This window comes from Streptomyces fuscichromogenes, from assembly GCF_014645815.1.
Classification (GTDB): Bacteria; Actinomycetota; Actinomycetes; order Streptomycetales; family Streptomycetaceae; genus Streptomyces; species Streptomyces fuscichromogenes.
This window is the reverse complement of record NZ_BMML01000014.1, coordinates 237,107-256,575: the sequence shown is the minus strand read 5'-3', so window position 1 is coordinate 256,575 and position 19,469 is coordinate 237,107. Positions and strand designations below refer to the sequence as shown.

17 protein-coding genes and 1 pseudogene are annotated in these 19,469 nt (G+C 71.0%); 5 read left to right on the top strand and 13 right to left on the bottom strand.

What is annotated here, in order from left to right:
• Nucleotides 1-49 precede the first annotated feature (49 nt).
• The 11 genes and pseudogenes from IEZ11_RS29055 to IEZ11_RS29005 all read right to left on the bottom strand — a co-directional run bounded on the left by IEZ11_RS29055 (nt 50) and on the right by IEZ11_RS29005 (nt 13,204).
• Nucleotides 50-1,717, bottom strand: a complete 1,668-nt coding sequence (locus IEZ11_RS29055) for an Ig-like domain repeat protein (protein ID WP_189265866.1) — start codon at nt 1,715-1,717, stop codon at nt 50-52.
• A 98-nt stretch (nt 1,718-1,815) separates the two neighbouring features.
• Nucleotides 1,816-2,799 carry a substrate-binding domain-containing protein gene (locus tag IEZ11_RS29050; RefSeq protein ID WP_189265865.1) on the bottom strand — a complete coding sequence of 328 codons (984 nt, stop codon included), beginning with the start codon at nt 2,797-2,799 and terminating at the stop codon, nt 1,816-1,818.
• A 240-nt stretch (nt 2,800-3,039) separates the two neighbouring features.
• Nucleotides 3,040-5,517 carry a hypothetical protein gene (locus tag IEZ11_RS29045; protein WP_189265864.1) on the bottom strand — a complete coding sequence of 826 codons (2,478 nt, stop codon included), beginning with the start codon at nt 5,515-5,517 and terminating at the stop codon, nt 3,040-3,042.
• A gap of 23 nt (nt 5,518-5,540) precedes the next feature.
• Entirely contained in the window at nt 5,541-7,244 is a 1,704-nt protein-coding gene (gene pstS, locus IEZ11_RS29040; protein ID WP_189265863.1) for a phosphate ABC transporter substrate-binding protein PstS, read from the bottom strand.
• The gene (pstA, locus tag IEZ11_RS29035) at nt 7,241-8,518 is read right to left on the bottom strand and encodes a phosphate ABC transporter permease PstA (RefSeq protein WP_189265862.1); all 1,278 of its coding nucleotides are present in this window, start codon (nt 8,516-8,518) and stop codon (nt 7,241-7,243) included. The genes pstS and pstA overlap by 4 nt, the downstream gene beginning before the upstream one ends.
• Nucleotides 8,519-8,621: 103 nt before the next feature.
• Entirely contained in the window at nt 8,622-9,698 is a 1,077-nt protein-coding gene (gene pstC / locus IEZ11_RS29030) for a phosphate ABC transporter permease subunit PstC (RefSeq protein WP_189265861.1), read from the bottom strand.
• 131 nt (nt 9,699-9,829) lie between these two features.
• On the bottom strand, nt 9,830-10,162 hold the full coding sequence (locus IEZ11_RS29025) for a hypothetical protein (RefSeq protein WP_189265860.1): 333 nt from the start codon (nt 10,160-10,162) through the stop codon (nt 9,830-9,832).
• 492 nt (nt 10,163-10,654) lie between these two features.
• Entirely contained in the window at nt 10,655-11,296 is a 642-nt protein-coding gene (locus IEZ11_RS29020) for a nucleotidyltransferase domain-containing protein (protein ID WP_189265891.1), read from the bottom strand.
• A 45-nt stretch (nt 11,297-11,341) separates the two neighbouring features.
• A pseudogene (locus IEZ11_RS51145) lies at nt 11,342-11,986 on the bottom strand (alpha/beta fold hydrolase); the annotation flags it as partial.
• Nucleotides 11,987-12,168: 182 nt separating this feature from the next.
• Nucleotides 12,169-12,498, bottom strand: coding sequence for a branched-chain amino acid transporter permease (locus IEZ11_RS29010; RefSeq protein WP_189265859.1), 330 nt, complete (start codon nt 12,496-12,498; stop codon nt 12,169-12,171).
• Nucleotides 12,491-13,204: an AzlC family ABC transporter permease gene (locus IEZ11_RS29005; protein WP_189265858.1), complete on the bottom strand. Its 714-nt coding sequence runs from the start codon at nt 13,202-13,204 to the stop codon at nt 12,491-12,493. The genes IEZ11_RS29010 and IEZ11_RS29005 overlap by 8 nt, the downstream gene beginning before the upstream one ends.
• A gap of 62 nt (nt 13,205-13,266) precedes the next feature.
• Between IEZ11_RS29005 and IEZ11_RS29000 the strand changes: the two genes are divergently transcribed.
• Nucleotides 13,267-13,725: an Lrp/AsnC family transcriptional regulator gene (locus tag IEZ11_RS29000; protein ID WP_189265857.1), complete on the top strand. Its 459-nt coding sequence runs from the start codon at nt 13,267-13,269 to the stop codon at nt 13,723-13,725.
• Nucleotides 13,726-13,907: 182 nt separating this feature from the next.
• On the opposite strand, the gene IEZ11_RS28995 is transcribed toward IEZ11_RS29000, so the two are convergent.
• On the bottom strand, nt 13,908-14,570 hold the full coding sequence (locus IEZ11_RS28995; protein WP_189265856.1) for a PH domain-containing protein: 663 nt from the start codon (nt 14,568-14,570) through the stop codon (nt 13,908-13,910).
• 226 nt (nt 14,571-14,796) lie between these two features.
• Here IEZ11_RS28995 and deoC point away from each other — a divergent pair, with 226 nt between their 5' ends.
• From deoC to IEZ11_RS28980, 3 genes are read left to right on the top strand one after another with little or no spacing between them, the layout of a single operon-like run.
• A complete protein-coding gene (gene deoC / locus IEZ11_RS28990; protein WP_189265890.1) occupies nt 14,797-15,747 on the top strand; it encodes a deoxyribose-phosphate aldolase in 951 nt (316 codons plus the stop codon).
• Between the two features lie 20 nt (nt 15,748-15,767).
• Nucleotides 15,768-17,204 (top strand): aldehyde dehydrogenase family protein, encoded by a 1,437-nt coding sequence (locus tag IEZ11_RS28985; RefSeq protein ID WP_189265855.1) that lies wholly within the window; start codon nt 15,768-15,770, stop codon nt 17,202-17,204.
• On the top strand, nt 17,197-18,096 hold the full coding sequence (locus IEZ11_RS28980; protein ID WP_189265854.1) for an aldehyde dehydrogenase family protein: 900 nt from the start codon (nt 17,197-17,199) through the stop codon (nt 18,094-18,096). Before IEZ11_RS28985 ends, IEZ11_RS28980 begins: the two co-directional genes overlap by 8 nt.
• Nucleotides 18,097-18,169: 73 nt before the next feature.
• On the opposite strand, the gene IEZ11_RS28975 is transcribed toward IEZ11_RS28980, so the two are convergent.
• Nucleotides 18,170-18,571 (bottom strand): hypothetical protein, encoded by a 402-nt coding sequence (locus tag IEZ11_RS28975; RefSeq protein ID WP_189265853.1) that lies wholly within the window; start codon nt 18,569-18,571, stop codon nt 18,170-18,172.
• 127 nt (nt 18,572-18,698) lie between these two features.
• Here IEZ11_RS28975 and IEZ11_RS28970 point away from each other — a divergent pair, with 127 nt between their 5' ends.
• Entirely contained in the window at nt 18,699-19,337 is a 639-nt protein-coding gene (locus IEZ11_RS28970; RefSeq protein WP_229713417.1) for a uridine kinase family protein, read from the top strand.
• Nucleotides 19,338-19,469: the final 132 nt, after the last annotated feature.

The window sequence follows — 19,469 nt, the reverse complement described above, 5'->3', positions numbered from 1 at the left end:
CGGCCCGTCGGCCGATCGGTCCGGGCGGCCGGACCGGCCGCCCGGCCGGTCAGTGGTGCTGCGGGGTGTCGCCGCCGAAGGTCAGCAGGCCCTTGCGGCGCATGTGGAGCACGAGCGCGCCGCCTGCGGACAGGAAGGCGAGCGAGGCCAGGCCGAGGGCGCCGATCCGGGCGCCGGTGGCGGCCATGGAGCCGCCGGTGCCGGACCCGCCGGTGCCGCCGCCGGTGGTACCGCCGTCGTCCGAGCCGCCGCTGCCGGTGCCGCCCGTGTCCGTGCCGCCGCTGTCCGAGGCGGAGGCGCTGGGCTCGGGGGACTGGCTGGGGTCGTCGGAGCCGGTCGTGAACGCGAAGTCCACGCTGTGCCCGTCGGTCCTGTCCTCGGCCAGCGTCAGCGTGTGGTCGCCGTCCGCGAGGTCCTTCGGGACCGTGAACGCGTACTTCTGCACGGTGCCGTCGGAGTCCGCCTCGGCGTCGTCGAACTTCGCGTCGCTGCCGGCGAGGGCGACCTTGACCGCGGCGCCCGCGGTGTAGCCACGGGCGGTGATCCTGACCTTCTGGCCGGGTTCGAGGTTCGGGTCGGCGTCGAGGGTGTTGCCGTCCTCGTCGGTGACGGTGAGGTCGGGGTTGTCGGACGGGCTGGGGCTGGAGGTGTCCTCGTCGGTGCTGACGAAGGCGAACTCCGCGCGCGAGCCGGAGACCGTGAAGAAGAGGCTGTGCGCGTCGTTGCTCAACGCGTCGGGCACGGTGAACGAGTAGTCCGCGACGGTGCCGTCGGTGTCCGCGCTCACGTCGGCGAAGGTCGTGTTGGACCCGGAGACGCTGACCTGCGCCGTGGCCCCCGCCGCGAAGCCGTCGGCCGTCACCTTCACGGTCTGGCCCAGATGCAGGGTGGGCTTGTCGGCGAGGACGTTCCCGTCGGCGTCCTTGGCGGAGACGACGTAGGCGATGGCCGTGGGCGCGGTGGCCTCGGACGCGGCGTAGGCGTCGGCGTCGGCCGGGGTGAAGACGGCGTCGTAGGTCGTGTTGCCGGCGATCGCCGGTGCCTTGACGGTGAGTTGGGCCGAGCCGTTCGTGACCTGCGCCGTGCCGAGCGAGGTGTCGCCGTGCCTGAACTCCACGGAGCCGGCCGCGGCGGGGGTCACCGTGGCCGTCAGCTTGAGGTCGCCGCCCACGGCGACGCCCGTGTCCGCGGTCAGGGCGAGCGTGGTGGGCTGCTGTTCGAGCAGGGACCAGGTGTCGCCGGTGACCCGGACCTTGGCGAGGAAGACCGGCACGTCGGTACCGCCGCCGCAGCCCAGACCCAGGGTGTAGGTGCCGTCCAGGGATCCGTCGGGGATCCAGGTGCGCAGCCGCGTCTCCAGGCTCTTCGCGGCGGCCAGGGTCGTGATGTCCATGGTGAAGGGGCCCGAGCCGGCCACGATCTTGGTGGCGCCCTGGCCGAGGGTGGCCTGCGTGGTGTCGCTCGTGGGGTTGAACACCTTGAGGACGGCCGCCTTGCCCGCGGTGTCGTCCGGGCAGCCGGCGGTCGTCGTCACCGATGTGATCATGGGGTAGGTCGAGATGCTGCCCGTGGTGGGCGTGATCGTGAACTTGCCGAGCTGGGTGGCGGCATGGGCCCGGCCGGAGAAGGCGAGGACCCCGGCCAGGGCGGCGCACAGCAGGGCGACGCCGGTCAGCAGCGCCACCGGTGATCTGAGTGGTGCGAGACGGATGTTCATAGGGTGGTCCCCCCGCGGGGTCTCGGTCGTGGATGAATACGCCGACAGGGCCGGACACCCGTGGGGTGCCCGGCCGTTGCACGGCTATGGGACGGTGATCAGCTCTCGCCCTTGAGGGTCGTGCTGCCGCAGTCGCTGCCGAGGGTGCCGAAGCCGTAGTCGGTGATGGTGCCGGTGTTCGTGCAGACCTTCGAGCCGGTGCCCACGAAGGTGCTCGCGATCAGCGAGTCCGACAGCTTGGCGGTCGGGACCACGTTGTAGACGTTGCGCAGGTAGGGGAAGGAGAGGTTCAGCGAGAGGTCGTCCTCGTTGCGCGGGACCTGGCCGTTCACCGAGCCGAGCACGGCGTCACCGCGGCGGTCGTCCACCACGGAGGTCTCCTGGGCGGTGTACTGGGCCACGGAGTACGGGAAGACGTCGCCCGCGCTGTCGACGATCGAGCCGTCGTTCTCCTGGACGGTGGAGTCCGAGGTGACGCAGGAGCCGGGGGTCGTCACGCCGATGGAGCTGAGGAAGAAGGCGCGGGTACCGGAGGCCGACTGCGGCAGGATCGGCGTGATCGTGACACCGTTGAGCGAGGTCAGGGTGCACTCGTAGATGGCCTTGAGCTGGGCCGTGGTCAGGTCGTCCGGCAGGGCGCTGCCGTCCTGCTTCACCCAGGACACCGCGTCCTTGGCGTACGGGATGAAGGTCAGGTCCGTGGTGGTGGTGTTGTTCGGGCCACGCGAGGAACGGGCGAAGTCCACACAGCCGGTGGAGCCGTCCAGGGCGGTGTTCAGCGCGGTGATGCCGGCGCCGGAGCCGTCGGGGCGGGTGATCGTGCAGCTGCCGGTGGCCTTGGTCGTGATCGGGCCGGCACCCGTGGCGTTCCAGGAGGCGATGACCTTGCCGTTGCTGTTCGTGATCGCGTTGCCCAGAGCGTTCATCACGTCCTGGGTCGTGTCGGAGCCGACACCGGCCAGCTGACGGTAGTCGGTGGCCGAGCTCGGGTCGGCGTGGGCGGCGGGGGCGGCCAGGGCACCGAGGCCCAGGGCGGCCGTACCGACAGCGGCACCGATACGCACGCGGGACTTGACGTTCACTTGATTTCTCCTCCGTTGAAACGGATCAAGCAATGGACGTGCAAGAAATCCGGATTCCGTTTTCGCCACCGACCCGTCGACCGGCCACGCAGAACAATTCCGCAGAGCCGCACCCCCGGCCACTAATTCCGGCCGGTCATCAGGTTACGAATCTCTTACCTAGGTGAATCCAAGGGAACCCACCCGGCGGTGCGCGAATTCCCGGGGCCCGAATACACCCCGACAACGGGAATCCGGCGATTACTCGATTTCTCCGCCATGGACATGCGTCGAGGCCGCCCCGCGCACCGAGAACCGCAGCATCACCGGCCCCGCGAGCGCGGCGGCTCCGCCGGCGACGAGGACCCCGAGCAGCACCCAGCGGATCAGCCCGAGCACCTCCGACGGGGTGTGGCCGCCGGACTGGGCCACGTTCTGCCCGGCCGGGTCGGTCCCGCTCGGGGCGGCGGACGGCTTGGGGGTGTCCGACGCGCCGGTACCACCGGCCGCGGCGCCCGACGTCCCGGCGGAGCCGCCGCCGGTCGCGCCGGTGCCGCCCGACACGCCGCCGCCCGCCGCGCCGCCGCTGCCGGTGCCGCTCAGGTCGTCGCCGCCCGAGGACGTGCCGCCGGGGGACCCGTCGCCGGCCGACGCGCCCTTCTCCAGCCGGTCGGCGGCCTGCCTGGCCTGCGTACGCATCGCGGCGGGCAAGGGGGCGTAGCCGTAGGGCAGTTCACCCTTCGCGGTGCCCTGGGTCTGCCCCGCGCCGGCCGCGTAGCGCATCACCTTGGCGTAGTCCTGGCGGGCGGCCTCGGCCTGGTCGAGCGAGGAGGCCGCGTAGACCACGGCGGTCAGCGGATAGGCACCGTCCTTCATCTTCGCCGGGGCGGGCGCCTTGACACCGGCCACGTCCGAGTCGGGCATCTCGGCGACGGCCTTGAGCAGGGACCCCTCGGTCGGCGTGACGTAGTCGCCGTCGGCGTTCGCCAAGGCGGCGGCGCCCAGTTGGTAACGCACCGCGGACGCGTTGTCCACGACACCGAACTGGCGCTGCCTGGTCGGAATCGGACGGCCCAGCGGTGCCAGTTTCGCCATGTTGTCGACGACGACGCAGTCATACGCGGTGCCGATGTCACCACGGCGCACCTTCAGCGCCCCGTCGTGCATGTCGTTGACATAGGGAACCACGTCCAGCCCGGTGTACGTGGTGGTGACGGTGCTGCCGCCCCCGCAGTCCGGCGTCCTGGGCGCGATGTCCGCCTTGGGGAAGAAATCCAGGGAATCCGAGACGACCCCGTCCTCGTACGCGGGGTTGACCTTCATTCCCCAGGGATCCGCCTTCCCCTCGATGAACTCCCGCGCGTCGGTGTTCGCCAGAATGTATTTCCACACGATGTTGGCGGAGTCCGTGTTTGCCAGGCTCACGGCCAGACCCAAGGGGGCATTGCCGGCCGCCTGTCCCGCGAGATCCGGATTGAGCCGCAGGAATTCAGGGTCCTTGACGAGGGAGTCCGGGTTGCCGGAGAGGTAGTCGGGCACCTTGTCGGCCGGCTTGACGACGCTGAAGGGGTAGGACTGCGTGAGCGCCTTGGCCAGCAGTCTCTGGTTGAGCCTGAGCTTCGTCAGCGGTCGGGTGCCGTCCGTCGCGTCGTACATCCAGACGAAGCCGATCGTCAGCCCCGTCACCGCCACGGGCGCGTGCACCACCTGGGCCGCCCCGGCGACCGGTTCGACGGGATCCACCGTCATGGCCAGCCCCGCCAGCGCGTCACCCGAGGTCACGGCGGACCGGGCCTGCTGCTCACCGGACTGGGTGAAGTTGAACCGGTAGGTTCCGGTCCTGCACAGGGCGCTCTGCCAGGACGTGATCGCGTCGGTGGCCAGCTCGGACCCCATGATCCCGCGCTCGGGCTTGTCCGCGTCGCAGTTGTCCGTGACCGGCGCGAAGCCGAGCCGGAACACGATGCGCTGGTCCCAGTTGGACCGGCTGATCGAGGAGGTGACCTGGGCGCCCCCGGTGTGTGCCTGCCCGTTGGGGTCGTGGGTACCGCGGGGCACGACCACCAGCCAGCACGGCTGGATCTCGCCGGCCGACGTGGTGCGGGCGCCGCAGCCCAGAGCGGGTTGTTCCACGGCGGACTTCAGCTCGAACGAGATGTCGCCACCGCCGTCCCCGTCGTTCGGCATGAACGGGTCGGCGTTGGTGTCCCCATCGGTGAAGTACGTGGTGTCGGTGGGGCCCGCGGTGGCGTCCCCCTGCCCCTCGACCGGCCGGAACGGCACATAGTGGGTGCCGTTCTTGTCGACCGGGGTCGAGGAGTCGGCTTCCAGCGGGTCATGGCCCGAGGTGTCACCCCGGTACACGGCCCGGCCGTCCCCCTTCTGCCCGCCCGCCGCCAGCCCGAACTCGCACTGCGTACGGTCCGGTCCGGAGTCCGCGTCCCCCCAGCACTGCATGATCGACAGGAAGTTCGTCTCGTCGTTGCCGGACGGCACCCCGCCCGTCCATGTCACCCGCACGCCCTGCCCGGTCAGGTCCTTCGTCTGATGCACCGTGACCTCGAGATGCGAGAAGTCGTCCCCGTACACCCCCTTCGCCCCGCTCCTGGTCACCGCCGAGCTCCCGGCCGTGGCCGCCCGCGCCTGATCCGCGCCCCGGGGCAACGGCAGCACCGCCAGCACCAGGGCGGACAGCAGGCACCCCACCCCGGCGGTGACCCGGCGCCGGCCGGGTGACATCCGCACCCTCATCGACCGTCCCGTCACAGCTCCCCCTTACGACGACGCGGGCGTCCCGCGAGGAGCCGCGCGGTGAGCGGTGGCCCGACGACCACCGCGACGAGCAGGACGGCCGACAGGGCCATCAGGGCGCCGCGCATCCCGAGACCGTTGTCGGAGGCGAGGGCGACGGGGTTGGCGGCCACGTTCGTGTCTCCGGTGCCCGCCCCGTCACCGCTGACCACCTCGCCGGTGTCGGGGTCGACGGTGCCCCCCGAGGTACCGCCTGCGGCGGCACCGGCGCTCGCGTCGGGCTTCCCGTCACCGTTCGTGTCCGTGCCGCCCGTGCCGCTGCCGCCCGTGGCGGAGGAACCGCCGGACGACGAACCGCCGGACGAGGACCCGGAGCCGCCCGAGGAGCTGCCGCCCGTCGCGCCCGGCTTCACCGGGGTGTCGGTGCCCGCGGCACCCGCCGTGCCGGTGGTGCACTGCGTCGGCCCCTTCTTGTCACAGGACTTGGGGTACGGGGCGTTCTTGATCAGGGTGTTGACCCCGCCGGAGAAGGTGGGGTTGCGGCAGGTGTTGATGTCGATGGAACTGGTGGGTGCGCCGGGGACCTTGCGGAGCTGGTCGAAGCCCGCCTGGACGAGGTTCTTGGGCAGCGGCGAGTAGCCGAGGTCGTCCGCCTGTTGCTGGCCGTCGCAGAGGAAGTAACGGCCGAACGTGCCCAGCGAGTTGCCCTTGGCCGTGGTGAAGCCCGACTCCACCTTCGTCGGCAGGATCATGTAGCTGTAGCTGGACAGCGGGTAGGTGCGGGCGTCGGCGTTGGTGTAGACGCCGTCGAGGATCTGGGTGAGGTAGTTGACCGACGACGCGTTCTCGTTGATCGCGGCCTTGGTCAGCGCCACCGCGACGCTCGCGGCGGTCGGCTCGACGTAGTAGCCGTCCTTGTTGAGCACCTTGGCCACCGGGAAGCCGGTGTTCTTGGCATAGGAGTACTCGACGTAGGTGATGGCGCCCTCGCCGGAGGGCTGGCGGACATGGCCGGAGACGCCGAGCGAGCCGGACTTGGCGATCATCGTGGAGCCGCTGAGCAGTGGGTAGTTGGAGGTCATGCCGCAGTTGCCGCTGCCGCGGCCGGTGCGGGAGCAGTAGTCGGCCCACAGGGCGCCGTACTGCTTCGACATCCACAGGGTGAACTGGGCGCTGGTGCCGGAGCCGTCGGAGCGGACGACCGGGACGATCGCGCGAGCGGGCATGTTCAGGCCCGGGTTGTCGGCGGCGATCGCGGGGTCGTTCCAGCGGGTGATCCTCCCGGTGAAGATCTTGGTGACGACGTCCCCGGAGAGCCGTAGGTTGGTCACCGACCTTCCGTTGATCTTGAGGTTGTACATGAACGCCGTACCGCCGGCCACGATCGGCATGTAGGCGTAACCGCGGCTCGGCGGCGTGTCGGTGACGCCCTGTTCCTTGAGGCCGTAGGGGATCTCGGAGACCGCGAAGTCGACGGTGTTGTTCTTGAACTGCTCGCGGCCCTGGGAGGAGCCGTTGGCCGTGAAGTTGACCGTCATGCCGTAGTTGGCCTTGACGTTGCGGACCCACTGCTGGACGGCGTTGGAGCTCCAGGTCGAACCGGAGCCGGTGATCTTGGCGTAGGAGGCCGCCGCGGCGGGCGGCTGGACGGCGAGCAGCGCGCACAGCAGTGACAGCACGGTGGCCGCCAGACGGAAACGAGTGGCGGGTTTCACGACGAACTCCCCGATTCGGATTCGGATTCGGATTCGGATTCGGATTCGGCAGGGATGGTGACGAGGTCGGCCGTCCGGCGGCGCTCGGCGAATCGACGCGCGTCGCGCCGGGACGCGAGGACGCGCCGGTGTTCCTGACGGCGCGTGAGGTGGCCGGGGCCGCGGCCGCCGAGGATGCGGGCGGCGACGAACAGCAGCAGCACCAGCGCCATGAGCAGGGCCGCCGTGCCGAAACCGTGCGAGATCATGTTCGGCTCCGGCGACTTGACGAACTCGAAGGTGACCAGCGGCAGCGAGACCATCGGGTCGTGGAGGGGGTTGAGGTTCAGCTCGTTGGTGAAGCCCGCGGTCAGCAGGACCGGGGAGGTCTCGCCGATGCCCCGCGCGGTGCCGAGGATGACGGCGGTCGTGAGACCCGAGCGACAGGTCGGCAGGACCACGTGCCAGACGGTCCGCCAACGGCTCGTGCCCATCGCGTAACTGGCCTCGCGCAGGGTGCCGGGCACCAGCCGGATGACGACGTCGGCGGCCCTGATGATGATCGGCAGCATCATCACCGAGAGGGCGAGACCGGCGGCGAGACCGGACTGGTCCAGGCCCAGGCCCAGGATCACGGTGGCGTAGATGAACAGACCGGCGACGACCGACGGCAAGGCGGTCATCGCCTCGACGATGGTGCGCACGAACCGGGCGTAGGCGCCGGGCACCTCGTTCAGGAACACCGCGCAGACCAGGCCGGCCGGCACGGTGATCAGCAGCGCGATGGTGATCATGATCAGGGTGCCGGCCGCCGCGTGCAGGGCGCCGCCCACGCCGAGCGGCTGCAGCGGGCCGGCCAGCTCCATGCTCTGGGTGAAGAAGTTCAGGTGGACCAGTGCCTTGCGGCCCTGGACGAGCGCGTAGACCACGACGAACGCGAGGATCACCACGAGCAGCAGACCCATCGACCGTACGACCGCCGCCGCGATCCGGTCGACGATCGCGGGCCCGTCCTCGTCGAAGGAGACCAGCAGGGCGTACACCAGCAGGAAGAGGCCGTACGCGATGACGACGAAGCCGACGGCGCCGTTGAAGGGCAGCAGCCGGCGGAAGAGCAGCCACGTCATCGAGAGCGCGGCGGTGGCGGCGCCGACCATGGCGTACACGTCGGTGGCGTGCAGCCGCGTCAGGGCGCGGCGGCGCTCACCGGCCGGGTCGGCGCCGCGGGCCGGCAGCGTGGTGCCCGGTCGTCCGGTCGCCTGACGCGCGCCGGGCGCTTCGGGGGCAACGGTCATGGTCGCTCATTCCTGTGTGGCGTACCTGTGTGGCGTACCTGTGTGGCGTGGCGGGCTTGCGGGCGCCGTGGAGGGGGCGGCGACACCGGGAACGAAGGGCTCGTCAGGCGTCGCTCGTCGCGCCCGAGCGGGAGCGGGCGACGATGGACGAGGCGGCGAAGTTGACGATCAGCGTCATCACGAACAGCGAGAATCCGGCCGCCATCAGCGCGGACATGCTGAACTCGCCGGCCTCGCCGTAGCGCAGGGCGATCAGTGAGGAGACCGAGCTGGTGCCGGACTGCAGGATGTGCCACTGGACCTGGAAGGTCACCGAGATGATCATGAAGACGGCGATCGTCTCGCCCAGGGCGCGGCCGAGCCCCAGCATCGTGCCGCCGATCATCCCGCCGCGCCCGAAGGGCAGCACCACGCTGCGGATCACGCCCCAGCGGGTGGCGCCGAGCGCGTAGGCGCCCTCGCGCTCACCGGCGGGGGCCTGCGAGAAGACCTCGCGCATGATCGAGCAGATGATGGGCGCGATCATCATGCCGACGACGAGTCCCGCGATGAACGTCGAGGAGGTGTAGATGCTCTCGGGCGCGAGCGGGTCGCCGGGGTCGGCGCCCTGGACGTCGAGGACGGGGATCCAGCCGAGGTAGGTGGAGATCCAGCGGGCGACCGGCAGCACCTTGTCCTGGAGGAAGAAGACGCCCCACAGGCCGTACACCACGGACGGCACGGCGGCCATCAGGTCGACGACGCTGATCAGCGTCCGGCGCAGCCGGGGCGAGGCGTACTCGGAGATGTACAGCGCGGCGCCGGTGGCGAGCGGCACGGCCACGAGCACCGCGACGGTCGCGATGAGTATCGTCCCGACGATGACGGCCGCGATGCCGAACTTCCCACTGCCGGGCTCCCATGCGGCGGTGGTCAGGAACGACCAGCCTGCCCGATCCAGCGCCAGCCAGGCGCGGTAGAGCAGGAAGCCGCCGACGAGCAGCATCACGGCCAGCACGAGACCGCCGCCGGAGCGCAGCACCGCGCGGAACACCCGGTCGGGCAGACCGGGGTCGGCGTACAGCCGTCTCCGCACGTCGGCGTCACCGACGTCGGTTTCGGCGGAGCCGACGCCCGCGATCACGGGCTGCGGCTGTCTGGTTCTTCTCAGCGAGGGCACGGTCCCGACACTCCGTGTCATCGGTTGACATGCACATCCTGAGGTGTGAACTACGCGTTCCCTAAGGGCAACATCGGCCCCCGCCGCACAGGCACGCCTCACCCCCGGCGCGGGCCGCCGCCGCCCAGGCCGGCCCGGGGCTCAGTCCATCCTCACTCGCCCCATAACTCCGGCCCGGCATATACCAGTTCGGCGATCGTCGCGCGGAACCGGTCGTAGGACGCACGGCAGGTGGCATGCCTCTCGTACGTCCGCGCCGAGCCCGCCAGATGACGGCCGGACTCGTCCCAGACCACCCACACCCAGCCGCCGCCGTCGGAGCCGTGCTGCACCCCGCCCCCGGTACGGGAGTGCAACGCGCACATGCGGTGGAACGCGGCGCGACACCGGGCATGGCTGTCGTGCGAGGTGAGCGACACCGCGACCGATCTCCCGTTCGGCGCCACCAGACGCCAGCCGAACCTGCCCTGCCCGTCGATGTCCACCTGGCATCTCATGCCCGCTGCCCCGGCGGCAGGTCTTGCCGCCCTCTCGGACCGCTCCATGTCCCCACCCCCGCCGCCCAATAGGTAAGTAAAATCCGCAGGTACGGCAGTCTGGGGCGGCAGCAGCAATCTACTGAGACGTGGGTGACACCGCCCGGACAAAACTGCCTGCCGCGGCCACGCTTCACGTAGAGGTATCCCCTAGGTAACCCGTAGGCAAGACACAGGGAAAGCGCTCCCACCCGGACCGGGACAACGTTGCCAATTGGGACGCCGGTGCAACTTGCCGCGTCACGCGCCCGCTTCGGACCAGAGCAGCTTTCCGGCCCCGCGATCCAGCGCGGCTCACCGGAGGGGCGGCGAGGCACGGACGACCGTCCCGGGCCCCGGTACGCGGACACGACTCCAGGAACCCGACCGCTCCCCACCTTTCGCGCACGGCTCCGGCCCCGGCGGCTCCTTCAGGCCCTGGACGCCGTGGATCCCACGAGGTCACTGCCCAGCCAGTCGCGCCAGCCACGGATGCACGGGATCCAGGCGCGCCAGCCACCCGCCGAGAGCGTCCCGCCGGGCCCGGCTCAGCAGCGGCAGGATCCCGTCGAAGTCGGCGTGGTCCTTGGGCCGTGTCCCCTTCGCCTTGAACAGCAGCACCAGTTCCGGCACCAGGTAGGGGATGCCGCCCGCGGTTCTGTCGATGATCGTGTCGTACGGCAGCCGCAGGCTCTCGTCCAGGCGGCAGATCCAGGTCCCGCCCTCGTGGGGCTCGCGAAAGACGTCGAAGAGGAACCGACCGCTCGCCGGATCCCGCACCCACGTCTGGCGCGTCGCCGCGAGCACCTCGTCCCCGGCTCCTGGCCAGACACGCCCCGAGCCCACCGCGTCGAACACGTACTCGGGGAAGCAGTCGCGAACCTCCGTGAACCCCGCCACGGGCACGGCGATCTCCAGATCACCGTGCGGCCGCGACTGCCCGCCGCGGAACAGGTCCAGCGCCCACCCCGCCACGACGCACCAGGGCACCCCGACCCTGCCCAACCGCTCCGCGACCTGCTCCGGCCGCCAGGCGTCCGCCCAGCGGGCGGTCAGCTCGTCCGGGTCGAGAACCACGCCGTCGTGCTCGTGCTCGGCGAGCAGGACGGAGCCCTCCTCCAGGAACGCGGAGACCGCCTCGGTGAACGCCTCCGGTGCCGTGCGGTGGATCAGGTGTCCGACCGGGACGGTGACCACCCGGCCGCCGGGGACGCGACGGGCGAGTTCGGCGACGCCGTCCTGGGGGACATGGCTCCGTGGGCCGCCGGCGAGTACGAGGGTCTCGGCGGTGATCCGGCCCAGCCGCTCCAGCCACCTGGGATCGGGCCGGTCGATCTGCCGCCTGACGGCCGCCACCACCTCCCAGTCGAAGGTCAGGACGCCGTCCGGCCGGGCCGGGACACCCGGCTCCCGGGGACGGGGGACCGGCACGTCCTCCAGGACGAGCCGGCTCACCCGCTGCGGATGGTCCGCCGCGAGCAGGTAGGCCACGACCCCGCCCATGGAGTGCCCGATCAGGTCAACCGGTCCGAGTCCCAGTACGTCCAGGAACCGGAGCACATCGGCCCGCATGAGTTCGAGTGAGTAGTCCCCCGGCCAGTCGCTCCGGCCGTGACCGCGAAGATCGAGGGCGTACACCCTTCGGCTCCGGGCCAGGGCGGGCAGAACCGCCTCCCAGTCGGTGGCGTCCTCGCCCAGCGCGTGCAGCAGGACCAGCGGCGGGGCATCCGCAGGACCCGACGTCCGATAAGCCAGCCGGATGCCGCCGACGTCGACCGAGCGTGGCTCAACCATGTCCGGAGGATATGCGGACGGGTCCTGCCCCGGCTCGGCGTTCACCGGTTGCCGAATCACCGGACGTGTCCCCGAACCGGGCGCCGCACACCCCACCCCGTCCACTCGGACGGCAGTACCTCCCGCTTTCTGGACTTGCCGGTCCGTTTTCCCCGGCGCGCAGTGGACCACTGCTCCGGAGCTCAGCCGGCGAAGAGGGTGCTGGCCAGCGCCACGCTGACGACGGTGCCGGCGATGATGCTCAGCAGGGCGTTGCGGCGCCACAGGTGCAGCCCGACGGTGACGGCCAGCGCGGCCAGCGGCGCGGTGACGCGGGGCTCGGCCAGCGGCAGGTCGCGCAGGCAGTACACGAACAGGATGACCATCACACCGGCGGGCATCCGGGCGCCGAGATAGCGCACGGTCCCGCTGGCCCGCAGCGAGGCCAGCACGGTGAAGGGCAGGGCGCGCAGCGCCCAGGTGACGGCGGCCGAGACGGCGACGGCCGACAGCAGGTAACGGGTGTCAGGCACGGGACCTCTCCTTGCGGCTGCGGATCAGCAGCGCGGCGGTGAACAGCGTGAACGCGGCCAGCAGCAGCTGGCCGGGCAGGACCAGCCGCGCGACCAGGGCGCTCAGCAGCGCGAGCGCCGGGGTGGGCAGGTCGCCGCGGCGCTCCCGGACGGCGTCCAGGGCGAGTACGGCGAACAGGGCGGTCATCGCGAAGTCCAGCCCGGCGACGCTGTCGGGCACCGCCGAGCCGAGCAGGGCACCGGCGGTGGCGCCGCCGACCCAGTACGACTGCATGAACAGTTGCAGCCACAGGATGCGGGCACCGGACCAGGACCGGGCCCGGCCACCCGCGGTCAGGGCGTACGCCTCGTCGGTCAGCGCGAACGTGGCGTACGCCTTGCCGAGCGGTCCCCGGACGCGGTCGAGCGGGAAGGACAGCGCGTAGAACACGTGCCGGACGTTGACCAGGAACGCGGTGAGCGCGACCGTCGCCAGCGGGGTGACCGCGACGGCCAGGCCGACCAGCAGGAACTCGAACGAGCCGGCGTAGATGACGGCGGTGAACAGGCTCGCGCACCACCAGGGCAGACCGGCGTGGGTGATGACCACCCCGAAGGCCAGGCCCAGCGGGAGCAGACCGAGCCCCACGGAGGCGGAGTCCTTGAGGGCGGCGAGAGCCTCCGACCGGGGGGAGGCCGAGGGCGGCGCGACCAGAACCGTATGCATGCTGAAATTTTAGGAGGTTTGTCGCTACATATGGTTTCCAATAATTCCCATAAGCTGATGCCATGGGCAATGAAATGCACCTGGACGCCATCGATCGGGAAATTCTGTTCCACCTGCGCCAGGACGGCCGTCTGACCAACGTCGAGCTGGCCAAGCGGGTCGGTCTCACCCCGCCGCCGTGCCTGCGCCGGCTGAAGCGGCTGGAGGACGCCGGGGTCATCGCCGGCTACCGCGCCGTCATCGACCCGAAGGCCGTCGGCCGGGGCCTGGAAGTCATGATCGACATCGAGGTCTCCGCGAACGACCTCAAAACCATCGAGAACCTGGAGAAGACCCTCGCCTCCTACGACGAGGTCATCGAATTCCGCCGGATGTACGGCCGCCCCGACTACTTCCTCCGCGTCGCCGTCGCCGACGACGCCGCGTACAACACCTTCCTCACCGGCAGACTCACCGGCCTCCCCGGCATCCTGCGCGTCGAGTCCCACCTCACCATGAAGAAGATCAAAACCGACGACTGACAGCGACAGACGCCCCCCCCCACACGCCCAAAACCCTCCAGCGCACAGCCCCGACACCCCCCTCACGCACACCCAGAACTCTCCAGCGCACGGCCCCAGCAACCCCCCAGGGGCGCGGGGAACTGCGCAAACAACCCACCCACCCGCACCCGCACAACCACCCGCGCCCCCTCCCAACGGCCCTACCCCACCACCAGCAAAATCGCCAGCAACACCGCCCCCGCCACCGCCGGCGCAGCCACCTCGTACGCCCATCGCACCGTGATCTCGCCCTGTGCCGACTCCGCCGGCCCCCGGCTCTCCAGCATCTCCCGCAGGTCGTCCATGACCTTGTCCGTCTCCGCGCGCACCGGCCCGGCCGCCGCGTGGTCGGGCGCGATCTGCCCACCGAACCCACCGAACCCACCGAGCCCGCGCCCGGCACCCCCCGGCCGCCCGCCCCGCGCGTCCGCCTGCGCCTTCGCCTGCCGACGGGCCGCCTTCTTGCGGCTCCGCAGGGACACCGGGATCGCCCACAGCTGGTACTTCGCGCCGGACTTGACGATCACCTCGTTCGAGTAACCCGACCGCAGGGAGGCGATCTCCCCCCACGGCAGCGTGATCACCCGGAACGGGTTCCGCACCCGCAGCCGGTCCTCGCCCGCGAACACCGCGGGGCGCAGGGTGAACGCGACGGCCAGCGGCACGATCAGGATGAGCGCGGCGAGGGCCAGCCAGGGGGTACGGCCGTGCCCCCGGAACAGCGCGTCGATGCCGAGCCAGCCGACGATGGCGAGGAGCAGTACGCCGCCGATCAGCGCCTGGGGCGAGCGGTAGATTCGGTCCTTGACGAGGGGCGTGGTCATGCGCCGATTCTGCCTCAGCCGTGCGCCCCGGCGCCGTGGGGGCCGACCGGCGTGCGCGAGCGCAAGCCGTACAGGGCCGGGCCGCGCGCTTGCCCACGCTCCGTACAGGGCCGAGCCGCCCGCTTGCCCACGCTCCGTTCAGGGGCGCGGCGCCACCGCCCGCCAGAAGAAGCACTCCCTCGGGGTGTACAGCCGCTACGCGCGTAGATATGCTCGGCTGGTGACCATGCCCACCACCGCACCCCACGCACTTGCTGACGTCACCGCGTCCGACAGCACGCTGCGCCGCTTCCTCCACGGGCTGCCCGGCGTCGACGCGGTCGGCCTGGAGGCGCGTGCCGCCTCGCTCGGCACCCGTTCCATCAAGACCACCGCGAAGGCGTACGCCATCGACCTCGCCATCTCGATGGTCGACCTGACGACGCTGGAAGGCGCGGACACCCCGGGCAAGGTCCGGGCGCTCGGCGCCAAGGCGGTCCACCCGGACCCGACGGACCGTACGACCCCCGCCACGGCCGCCGTCTGCGTCTACCCCGACATGGTGGCCACCGCGAAGGAGGCCGTCGCCGGCTCGTCCGTCAAGGTCGCCTCGGTCGCCACCGCCTTCCCGGCCGGCCGCGCCGCGCTCGACGTCAAGCTGGCCGACGTACGCGACGCCGTGAGCGCCGGCGCCGACGAGATCGACATGGTCATCGACCGCGGCGCGTTCCTCGCGGGGAACTACCTGAAGGTGTACGACGAGATCACCGCCGTGAAGGAGGCCTCGGGCGCCGCCCGTCTCAAGGTCATCTTCGAGACCGGCGAGCTGTCCACGTACGACAACATCCGCCGGGCGTCCTGGCTGGGCATGCTCGCGGGCGCCGACTTCATCAAGACGTCGACCGGCAAGGTGGCGGTGAACGCCACCCCGGCGAACACCCTCCTGATGCTGGAGGCCGTGCGCGACTTCCGTGCGCAGACCGGTGTCCAGGTCGGCGTGAAGCCGGCCGGCGGCATCCGGACCAGCAAGGACGCGATCAAGTTCCTCGTCCTGGTGAACGAGACCGCGGGGACGGACTGGCTGGACAACCACTGGTTCCGGTTCGGCGCCTCCTCGCTCCTGAACGACCTGCTGATGCAGCGTCAGAAGCTGGCCACCGGCCGCTACTCCGGCCCCGACTACGTGACGGTGGACTGATCACCATGGCCAAGGAAAAGATGACCACCGCATTCGAGTACGCGCCGGCGCCCGAGTCCCGCTCCGTCGTCGACATCGCCCCCTCCTACGGCCTCTTCATCGACGGCGAGTTCACCGACGCCGCCGACGGCAAGGTCTTCAAGACCGTCAGCCCGAGCACCGAGGAGGTCCTCTCCGAGGTCGCCCGAGCCGGTGCCGAGGACGTCGACCGGGCCGTGCGGGCCGCCCGCAAGGCCTTCGAGAAGTGGTCCGCGCTGCCGGGCTCCGAGCGCGCCAAGTACCTGTTCCGGATCGCCCGGATCATCCAGGAGCGCAGCCGTGAGCTGGCCGTCCTGGAGACCCTGGACAACGGCAAGCCGATCAAGGAGACCCGCGACGCCGACCTCCCCCTGGTCGCCGCGCACTTCTTCTACTACGCGGGCTGGGCCGACAAGCTCGACCACGCCGGCTACGGCGCGAACCCGCGGCCGCTCGGCGTGGCCGGCCAGGTCATCCCCTGGAACTTCCCGCTCCTGATGCTGGCCTGGAAGATCGCCCCGGCGCTCGCCACCGGCAACACGGTGGTCCTCAAGCCCGCAGAGACGACCCCGCTGTCCGCCCTCTTCTTCGCGGACATCTGCCGCCAGGCGGGTCTCCCCAAGGGCGTCGTCAACATCCTCCCCGGCTACGGCGACGCGGGCGCCGCGCTCGTCGCCCACCCCGACGTGAACAAGGTCGCCTTCACCGGTTCCACCGCCGTCGGCAAGGAGATCGCGCGCACGGTCGCGGGCACCCGCAAGAAGCTCACCCTGGAACTGGGCGGCAAGGGCGCCAACATCGTCTTCGACGACGCCCCGATCGACCAGGCCGTGGAGGGGATCGTCACCGGCATCTTCTTCAACCAGGGCCAGGTGTGCTGCGCGGGCTCCCGCCTCCTCGTCCAGGAGTCGATCCACGACGAGTTGCTGGACTCCCTGAAGCGCCGGCTGTCCACGCTCCGCCTCGGCGACCCGCTGGACAAGAACACCGACATCGGCGCGATCAACTCCGCCGAGCAGCTGGCCCGCATCACCACGCTCGCCGACCGGGGTGCGGCGGAGGGCGCCGAGCGCTGGTCCCCGGCCTGTGAACTCCCCTCCGCCGGCTACTGGTTCGCCCCGACTCTCTTCACGAACGTCACCCAGGCGCACACCATCGCCCGCGACGAGATCTTCGGCCCCGTGCTGTCGGTCCTGACCTTCCGCACCCCGGACGAGGCGGTGGCGAAGGCCAACAACACCCAGTACGGCCTCTCCGCCGGCATCTGGACCGAGAAGGGGTCGAGGATCCTGGCCGTCGCGAACAAGCTGCGCGCCGGCGTCGTCTGGTCCAACACGTTCAACAAGTTCGACCCGACCTCGCCGTTCGGCGGGTACAAGGAGTCGGGCTTCGGCCGCGAGGGCGGTCGCCACGGCCTGGAGGCGTACCTCGATGTCTGATCGCAGCACTGACCGTCTGAGCGTCTTCAAGACCTACAAGCTGTACGTCGGCGGGAAGTTCCCGCGTTCCGAGAGCGGCCGGGTGTACGAGGTGACGGACTCGAAGGGCAACTGGCTCGCCAACGCGCCGCAGTCGAGCCGCAAGGACGCCCGGGACGCGGTCGTGGCCGCGCGCAAGGCGTTCGGCGGCTGGTCCGGGGCCACGGCCTACAACCGCGGGCAGGTCCTCTACCGCGTGGCGGAGATGCTGGAGGGCCGCCGGGACCAGTTCGTGCGCGAGGTCGCGGAGGCCGAGGGCCTCGGCAGGTCCAAGGCCGCCGCGGTCGTGGACGCGACCGTCGACCGCTGGGTCTGGTACGCGGGCTGGACCGACAAGATCGCCCAGGTGGTGGGCGGCGGCAACCCGGTCGCGGGCCCCTTCTTCAACCTCTCCTCCCCCGAGCCGACGGGCGTCGTCGCCGTCCTGGCCCCGCAGGAGTCGTCCTTCCTGGGTCTGGTGAGCGTCCTGGCCCCCGTGATCGCCACGGGCAACACGGCGGCGGTGGTCACGAGCGAGAAGTCCCCGCTCCCGGCCCTCTCCCTCGCCGAGGTGCTCGCCACCTCGGACGTCCCCGGCGGAGTCGTCAACGTGCTCTCCGGCCGTACGGCGGAGATCGCGGCGCCGCTCGCCGCCCACCAGGACGTCAACGCGATCGACCTCGCGGGCGCCGACGAGGTGCTGGCCAAGGAGCTGGAGATCGCTGCGGCCGACAACCTGAAGCGCGTCCTGCGTCCACAGCCTGTGGACGACTGGACGGCGGCGCCGGGGACGGACCGTATGACGGCGTTCCTGGAGACGAAGACGGTCTGGCACCCGACGGGGGCGCTGGGCGCTTCCGGTTCTTCGTACTGATTCATCCCTCCGGCTGGGGAACTGCGGGCCGTCCGTGGCTGGTCGCGCAGTTCCCCGTGCCCCTACGGGGCGCTCAGTGCACCGAGCCCAGAAGCTGTCCCACCACCGGAAGCGCCCCGATCGACGGCGCCTGTGCCAGCGGCCCCGTCAGCATCTTCGACGTCAGCGGCTTGAAGTCGGCCAGCTGGGTGCCCACCCCGTTGTCCAGCGGGTCGACACCGGTCCCGGCAAGGGGGTTGGGCTTGAGTCCCGCCACCGGTCCCGTGACGTACGGCAGTACGCCGCCCAGCGCCTGCATGCCCGCCTGCGGGTCGATCTGGCCGAGCGAGGTGGGCCGGGTGCGCACCACGTCCAGCACGGGCTGGGTGTCCGCGGCGGCCGTCGCGGCGCCCGCCCCGAGCGCCACACCTGCCGTGGCGAGGGCGGCCAGGGCGCGCCGAGCGGACGGGGTCGGGGAGGACGCGTGTCGGGACATCGCTGGTGCCACCTTCTGGTGCGCAGGGTAATCGTGTCGGGACACAGGGTAGTTGAGGTGTGACTCACGCTCCAAAGCCGACCCGCGGGGTCGGCAGGAGGCCCTCCATACGTCAAACTGGTGTTCCGTGAGCATTCATCCCCCGTCCCCCGCCCGTGTAGTGCTGCTGTGCGGCCCCTCGGGCTCGGGCAAGTCACTCGTCGCCGCCCGTTCCGGGCTGCCCGTCCTGCGCCTCGACGACTTCTACAAGGAGGGCGACGACCCGACGCTGCCCTTGGTGGCGGGGAGTTCGGACATCGACTGGGACCACCCGGAGTCCTGGGACGCGGCGGTCGCGGTCGAGGCCATCGCACGGCTGTGCGCGACGGGTTCGGCGCCCGTACCGGTGTACGACATAGCGCTGAGCGCCCGTACCGGCGCCGAGACGCTGGACATCGGCCGCACCCCGCTGTTCATCGCCGAGGGCATCTTCGCCGCCGAGATCGTGGACCGCTGCCGCGAACTGGGGCTCCTGGCCGACGCGCTCTGTCTGAGCCGGGGCCCGGTGAAGACGTTCCGCCGCCGTTTCCTGCGCGATCTCCAGGAGGGCCGCAAGTCGGTGCCGTTCCTGCTGCGGCGCGGCTGGCGACTGATGCGGGCGGAGCGCACGATCGTGGCCCGCCAGGTGTCGCTCGGCGCGCATCCGTGCGACCGGGACGAGGCACTGGGCCGGATGGCGGCGGCCGCGGTGGGCCGGCCGGCCCACGACCGGACACCGGCCGCCTGACCGCACCGGCCACCCGGCCGCGGTGGCGGACAGAAAAAGCGGGGCGGACAGAAAAAGCGGGACTGGATGGACCCCCCGGCCCTCCAGTCCCGCTTCCCCCGTCGCTCCGCCGAACACCCCCGTGTCCCCCGT